General features: G+C 69.7%; 7 protein-coding genes and 2 tRNA genes. All 9 read left to right on the top strand.

All coding sequences use genetic code 11. The features are described 5' to 3' along the window. The coding region (locus RT309_RS12810) for a sensor histidine kinase (RefSeq protein ID WP_396654456.1) at window positions 1-1,269 on the top strand (1,269 nt) is incomplete at its 5' end. A gap of 52 nt (window positions 1,270-1,321) precedes the next feature. Continuing rightward, on the top strand, window positions 1,322-2,023 hold the full coding sequence (locus tag RT309_RS12805) for a response regulator transcription factor (protein ID WP_313357606.1): 702 nt from the start codon (window positions 1,322-1,324) through the stop codon (window positions 2,021-2,023). Then, entirely contained in the window at window positions 2,020-2,823 is an 804-nt protein-coding gene (locus RT309_RS12800; RefSeq protein ID WP_313357604.1) for a DUF4097 family beta strand repeat-containing protein, read from the top strand. The genes RT309_RS12805 and RT309_RS12800 overlap by 4 nt, the downstream gene beginning before the upstream one ends. Before the next feature lie 80 nt (window positions 2,824-2,903). Then, window positions 2,904-2,977 (top strand) — tRNA-Ile (locus tag RT309_RS12795). Window positions 2,978-3,014: 37 nt separating this feature from the next. Beyond that, a tRNA-Ala gene (locus RT309_RS12790) sits at window positions 3,015-3,087 on the top strand. Between the two features lie 89 nt (window positions 3,088-3,176). Next, on the top strand, window positions 3,177-4,307 hold the full coding sequence (locus tag RT309_RS12785) for an aminotransferase class V-fold PLP-dependent enzyme (protein WP_313357602.1): 1,131 nt from the start codon (window positions 3,177-3,179) through the stop codon (window positions 4,305-4,307). Window positions 4,308-4,434: 127 nt separating this feature from the next. Beyond that, window positions 4,435-5,355, top strand: a complete 921-nt coding sequence (locus RT309_RS12780) for a helix-turn-helix transcriptional regulator (RefSeq protein ID WP_313357600.1) — start codon at window positions 4,435-4,437, stop codon at window positions 5,353-5,355. A 100-nt stretch (window positions 5,356-5,455) separates the two neighbouring features. Then, the gene (locus RT309_RS12775) at window positions 5,456-5,767 is read left to right on the top strand and encodes a hypothetical protein (protein WP_313357598.1); all 312 of its coding nucleotides are present in this window, start codon (window positions 5,456-5,458) and stop codon (window positions 5,765-5,767) included. A gap of 35 nt (window positions 5,768-5,802) precedes the next feature. Further along, window positions 5,803-6,246, top strand: coding sequence for an NUDIX domain-containing protein (locus RT309_RS12770; RefSeq protein WP_313357596.1), 444 nt, complete (start codon window positions 5,803-5,805; stop codon window positions 6,244-6,246). The last annotated feature ends 277 nt before the right edge of the window (window positions 6,247-6,523 follow it).

Below are 6,523 nucleotides of genomic sequence, written 5' to 3'. Positions count from 1 at the left end.
GCGGCGACTCGGCCGAGCGCGGATGCCGCACGGCCGCCGCTGCGCGTCGTCCTCACCATCCTCCAGCTCGCCGCCCTCGGGGCCTTCGGCTCGGCGGCGCTCGCCGCACTGAGCGCGGTGCTCGGCGTCGGGCTCGCGCTGCTGTTCGTCTTCGGCATCGGCCTGCTCTTCCTCGTCGGCGTCGTCTATGCCGTCTACGGTGTCGCGTGGTTCGAGGTGCGCCGGGTGGGAAGCCTCTACGGCGCGGAGCTTCCCCATCTTCGGTGGCGAGCGCGCACCCGGCCCGGCTTCGGCGGGTGGCTGCGGAATCTCGCGCGGCAGTCGGTCGACGGGCGCATGTGGCGCACGATGCTCAACTTCGTGCTCGCGTGCATCCTCGGCACGATCGTGCTGCGGGTGTTCTGGGGCGTGATCTGGTCGGTCTTCTTCGCGTTCGCGCCACTGTCGTCCGAGGGCAGCATCGCGGGACCGTTCGGCAGCTATCTCGCCGTCGAGTGGGCGCCACTGATCGGCATCGTCGGTGTGATCGTCGGCGTCGCCGGCATGATCGGCCTCGCACTGCTGCATCGTGTGCTGAGTCGCGCACTCGTCGTGCCCAGTCGCGAGGCCGAGCTCACCGCTCAGGTGCGCACGACCACGGCGCAGCGCGCCGGAGCGGTTCGCGCAGCAGAGCTCGAACGCACCCGCATCGAGCGCGACCTGCACGACGGGGTCCAGCCCCGGCTGGTGTCGGTCGGGATGACGCTGGGCCTCGCCCAGCAGAAGATCGACGCCGATCCGGCAGCCGCGAAGGCGCTGATCGACGAGGCGCACACCTCGACGAAGGCGGCGATCACGGAGCTCAGGCAGCTGGCCCGCGGCATCCACACCTCCGTGCTCGACGACCGCGGCCTCGACGCCGCACTGTCGGCCCTGGCCGGCCGCTCGCACATCCCGGTGCAGCTCGACGTGCGCATCGATCCCTCGGCGACGGGCGCCGGCGCCTCCTGCCGCGACGCGGAAGCGGCGATCTACTTCGCGATCGCCGAGTCGCTGACCAACGCGGCCAAGCACTCCCGCGCCAGCGAATGCCGCGTCGTCGTGCGCAGCCGCGACGGCGGGCTGTGGGCCCGCGTCGAGGACAACGGCATGGGCGGCGCGCAGGTGCAGCCGGGTGGCGGCCTCGACGGGATCACCAACCGGGTGATCGCCGCCGGCGGCACCTTCCGCCTCGACAGCCCCGCGGGCGGTCCGACCAGCCTGGAGGTGAGCGTGCCATGCGCATCCTGATCTGCCTGCAACTGAACCGGCACCGGCGGTCTGAGAACGAGGGGGTGGCGTAATGCGGATACTGATCTGCGAGGACTCGGTTCTTCTGCGCGAAGGACTCGTCCGCCTCCTCGATGACGCCGGGCACGAGGTGGTCGCGGCGCTGCCCGACACGACCGGCCTGATGGATGCCGTCACGGAATCCGCTCCCGACCTGGCGATCCTCGATGTCCGTCTGCCGCCCACGTTCACCGATGAGGGCATCCGCGCGGCGCTCGCCATCCGGACAGCGCACCCCGCGCTGGCCATCCTCGTCCTGTCGCAGTACGTCGAGGAGCGCTACGCCAGCGACCTCATCGCCGCCCAGACGGGACAGACGCAGGGCGGCGCCCTCGGCTACCTGCTCAAGGACCGGGTGGCCGACGTCGCCGAGTTCGTCGAGTCGGTCGAGCGCATCGCGGCCGGCGGCACGGTGCTCGACCCCGAGGTCGTCGCGCAGCTGCTCACCCGCCGCAACCGCGACGAGCGGATGCTGCGACTGACCGAGCGCGAGCGCACGGTGCTCGCGCTGATCGCCGAGGGCAAGTCCAACAGTTCGATCGCCGGGATGCTGTTCCTCAGCGAGGCCAGCGTCGAGAAGCACATCACCGCGATCTTCCAGAAGCTCGGGCTGGAGCCCGAAGACGGAAACCGGCGGGTGCTGGCCGCACTCGCCCACATCGAGAACCACGGCTCGGCTGACGCCGGCCGCACGGAACAGGGAGGGCTGCGATGAGCGGCACGAAGAAGAGCATCGGCGCGATCACCGTGGTGGTCGCCGCCTTCGGCGGGGCGGTGATGCTCGGCTCCGCGGCATCCGCCGCCGTCACCGGCCTGCAGCAGATCGGCCCGCAGTCGGGGCAGCTGACGGCGGATGTCGAAGGCGTGGGCTCGATCGACGTCGAAGTGGGTGGGGCGAACATGCGCATCATGTTCGACGACGTCGACGACGCCGAGCTTCGGGTGGAAGGCGGGTCCACCGGCGGGTGGCGGATGCGTGCCGACGACGGCCGGCTGAAGGTCCGCGGCCCGGACCGCGGCTTCGACTGGTGGAGCCCGGACTGGCTGCGAGGAGACGAGCAGGTGACGCTCGTGCTTCCGCTCGCCCTGGAGGGAGTGGATGCCGACCTCACCCTGCAGGCCGGGCAGCTCGACGTCGCGGGTGAGTTCGCCGGCCTCGAGGTCGACGTGAACGCCGGATCGCTCGCGCTGACCGGGGACGCCCGCGCCCTCGATGTCGAGCTGAACGCCGGGCGTGCGGAGGTGCAGCTGCGCGGCGTCGAACAGGCCCAGTACCGGATCAGCGCGGGTCGCGTGGTGTCGACGCTGACGAGCGTTCCCGACACCGTCGACTTCACGGTGTCGGCCGGAGCGCTCGACCTCACCCTGCCCGACGAGGAGTACGACCTGCGCCGCGAGGTGAGCGCCGGATCTCTGGACAGCAGCCTCGATCAGAGCATCTCCAGCCGGCATCGGATCACGGGGAGCGTCTCCGCCGGATCCGCGACGCTTCGCCCCGGTGGCACCGCGGAATGAGTCGAAACGCCCGGCCTGCCCGCAGGCCGGGCTCGATTCGCTTTTCGGCAGGATCATCCGGTAAAGTCTTGGAGGTTGACGGGGCTATAGCTCAGGCGGTTAGAGCGCTTCACTGATAATGAAGAGGTCCCAGGTTCAAGTCCTGGTAGCCCCACTCCGACAACGGAAATCCCGCGGTGCTTGCACCGTTGGGGGCCTTAGCTCAGTTGGTAGAGCGCTTGCTTTGCAAGCAAGATGTCAGGAGTTCGAATCTCCTAGGCTCCACAGATCGAAAGCCCCGACATCGTCGGGGCTTTCTTCCGCTTCACGGAAGCTCTGTTCTCTTCATCCGCAGACAGTGCCAGGGTGGACGCATGACTCTGCCGCACGCTGACATCGATCCGGACGGACTGCTCGAGTACTCGGTGGTGTTCACCGATCGGTCGCTGAACCACATGTCGACGCGCTTCATCGGCATCATGCAGCAGACGATCGACACCCTCTGCGATGCGTACAGCGCCGACAGCGTCGCGCTCGTCAACGGCGGCGGCAGCTTCGCGATGGAATCCGTCGCGAGGCACCTCGCCACGGGCAGGCGCGCCCTGATCGTGCGCAACGGCCTGTTCTCGTACCGCTGGTCGCAGATCCTCGAGATCGGCGGCATCGCCTCCGACGTCACCGTCTGCCTCGCCCGCCCCGACAGCGATGACGTGCAGGCGGGGTGGGCTCCGGCGCCGATCGACGAGGTGGTCGCCGCCATCCGCGCGAAGCGCCCCGAGGTGGTCTTCGCGCCGCACGTCGAGACGGCCGCCGGCATCATCCTGACCGACGACTACGTGCGCGCGCTCGCCGACGCGGTGCACGAGGTCGGTGGCGTGCTCGTGCTCGACTGCATCGCCTCCGGTGCGATGTGGGTCGACATGCGCGCCCTCGGCGTCGACGTGCTCCTCTCCGCCCCGCAGAAGGGGTGGAGCGGGTCGCCGGGAGTCGGCTATGTGATGCTCAGCGGGAAGGGCCGGGATGCCGTGGCATCCGGCACCGCGACCAGCTTCGCCCTCGACCTGAACCGCTGGCTCGGCATCTCCGACGGCTATCGGGACGGCTCGGCGGGCTACCACTCGACCATGCCCACAGACACCATCGCACGCAACCTGCGCCAGATGATCGAGACCCGCGAGCGCGGCTTCGACACGCTGCGCGCCTCGCAGATCGACCTCGGCACGCGCGTGCGCGCGCTGCTGGCCGAGCATGGACTGCCGTCGGTCGCGGCGTCCGGATTCGCCTCCCCCACTGTGGTCGTCGTGCACACCACGAACCCGGATCTGCGCAATGCCGCCGCGTTCGCCGAGCACGGAGTGCAGGTCGCGGCCGGCGTGCCCCTGCACTGCGACGAGCCGGAGGGCTTCTCGACGTTCCGGGTCGGGCTGTTCGGCCTCGACAAGCTCGACGACGCGGATGCCGCCGTGGCCCGCCTCGAGCGAGCGCTCGTCGCTCTTCGCGACTGAGCGTCGACGGGCACGCCGGAACGCTGTCGTTCCGGGGGCGGGCGACCACCTCGGTCTATTCTGAAGGGTGCGCCATGCCCATCGTCGACGGTACGCACAGGAGGATGCTGTGGCGGAGATTCTGCGAGTGGACTCAGACGACAGCGCCGATGTCGCGGAGATCTGGAAGACGTTCGTGCCGTCGGCGTCACTGCTGCACATCGACCCGGCCGAGTTCGCATTCCGGTGGCGGTCGGCGACGCTGAGCGACGTCGCGATCGTGCGATACTCGCTCACCGCCGAGGTGCACTCCCGCGTGCAACCCGAGGATCAGCTCTTCGCGTGCCGGCTGGTGGCCGCCGACAGCGAGCTGCGCACGCGGCGGTCGATCATCGAGCCCGGGTTGCCGTGGGCGACCGACAGCGCTCAGGTCGAAGCGGAATGGACGGGCACGGCGGAGGTGTCCGCTCTCATCCTCGATCGCGTGCGCGCGCAGGAACTCGCCCGCCGGATCACCGGAGACGAGCTGCTCTCGCTGCGGCTGACGTCGGTGGAGCCGCGCTCGGATCTCGCGGCGCGCCAGTGGGTTCGCGCGTTCGACTACCTGCTGACCTCGGCGATGTCGCTCGACGGTGCGGATGACGAGCTGATCGAGGCGGGTCTCACCCGTCATGTGCTGACGACCATTCTGAGCTCTTTCCCCTCGACCTTCTCGTCGGCGATCACCCGCGACGGAGGCGGTCACGGCGCGGCGACCGTGCGCCGCGCGCTGACCTACATCGACGAGAACGCCCACCTGCCGATCACCGTCGATGACGTCGCCGAGGCGGTGCACATCTCGACCCGCGGGCTGCAGTACGCGTTCCGCCGCAGCCTCGACGCCACTCCGACCGAGTACCTGCGCCGGGTGCGCTTGGACGGGGCGCATCGCGACCTGCGCGACGGCGGCACCGACGAGTCGGTGTCTCAGATCGCACGGCGCTGGGGGTTCGCCAACGGCTCGCGGTTCAACGCGCTGTATCGGCAGACATACGGTCGTACAGCCAAGGAGACGCTGCGGGGGTCGTGAGCACGCGAACCGTTCAGAGAACGAACAGCGCTTGCGTGCAGCGTCGTGCCGCACAGCCTGAGGATGCACCGGCGGCGAGGCGCTCGTACGGTGAAGACAAATGGGACTCATCTACTACGGCAGCTCACCAGATCCGATCGAGGTGGACGATCGCACGCTCGCCCACGTCAAGGTCGTGATCGCGCTGAAGCTGCGCCGCAACGAGAGCTTCACCCTGTCGTGGCGGCATCCTGACGGCTCCGGACGATCGACGCTGTGGCTGCACCCCTCGATCCCGCTGCGCTTCAACTTCGACGATCCCGTGACTCCCGAGCTCAGCCAGCAGTGGCTCAGAGAGCTGTCGACCTCCGCGAACACGAGCGGTGGCATCCTGCTCACCGAAGAGCACATCGAACCCCTCGAGATCATCTGACCTGACGCCGGCCGCACCGCGACTACTGTGAGTGCATGGACCTGCGCGTCGCCGCCTACGGGATCGTCACAGACGACGACGGTCACGTGCTGCTGGCCCGGTGGGTCGAGGGGCGTCGGATGGCGTGGACGCTTCCCGGCGGCGGACTCGAGGAGGGCGAGGATCCCGAGCTCGCCGTGCGCCGTGAGCTGCGTGAGGAGACGGGCTTCCGGATCGAGACGACGGCGCTGCTGGGCATCCACTCGCGGGTGATCCCCGCGTCGCGCCGCGTGCGCCGCGACGAGAAGAAGCTGCCGCTGCACACCCTGCGGATCGTCTACCGAGCCGAGGTCACGGGCGGGGAGCTGCAGTTCGAGAAGAACGGGTCGACCGACATGGCCGCGTGGTTCACCCTCGACGAGGTGGCCGCGCTGCAGCGGGTGAAGCTCGTCGACATCGGTCTGCGGATGGCCGGCCTGCTGCCGACCGATGCCGGCTGAGCGCTGCGATCCCCGGGCGCCGAGCCGCCGGGCGCGGCGCCTCGCCGACCGTGGGTGACGCGCAATCCGGCGGTGCGAGACGGGCCGGCACACCGTCGTGCGCTGATATCGTGCGAGCATGGCTGCCGCACCCGCACGGATGCTCGGCCGCTGGCCGGTGTCAGACGGTCGCGGGCAGGGCAGGGTCGACCGCGGTCACGGTGAGGACGAGGGAAGCCGCGCCGGAGATCCTCGCCGGAGCGCTCCCGTCGGCCGCTTCCTGGCGGTCGCCGCGCTC

It is taken from the genome of Microbacterium sp. (assembly GCF_032084865.1).
GTDB lineage: Bacteria > Actinomycetota > Actinomycetes > Actinomycetales > Microbacteriaceae > Microbacterium.
This window is presented reverse-complemented; position numbering and strand designations above follow the sequence as displayed.

What these genes read in the sequence shown, in the direction of transcription:
- RT309_RS12805 (WP_313357606.1), top strand. Translation starts at nt 1,322, where the DNA reads ATGCGGATACTGATCTGCGAGGACTCGGTTCTTCTGCGCGAAGGACTC.
- RT309_RS12800 (WP_313357604.1), top strand. Translation starts at nt 2,020, where the DNA reads ATGAGCGGCACGAAGAAGAGCATCGGCGCGATCACCGTGGTGGTCGCC.
- RT309_RS12785 (WP_313357602.1), top strand. Translation starts at nt 3,177, where the DNA reads ATGACTCTGCCGCACGCTGACATCGATCCGGACGGACTGCTCGAGTAC.
- RT309_RS12775 (WP_313357598.1), top strand. Translation starts at nt 5,456, where the DNA reads ATGGGACTCATCTACTACGGCAGCTCACCAGATCCGATCGAGGTGGAC.
- RT309_RS12770 (WP_313357596.1), top strand. Translation starts at nt 5,803, where the DNA reads ATGGACCTGCGCGTCGCCGCCTACGGGATCGTCACAGACGACGACGGT.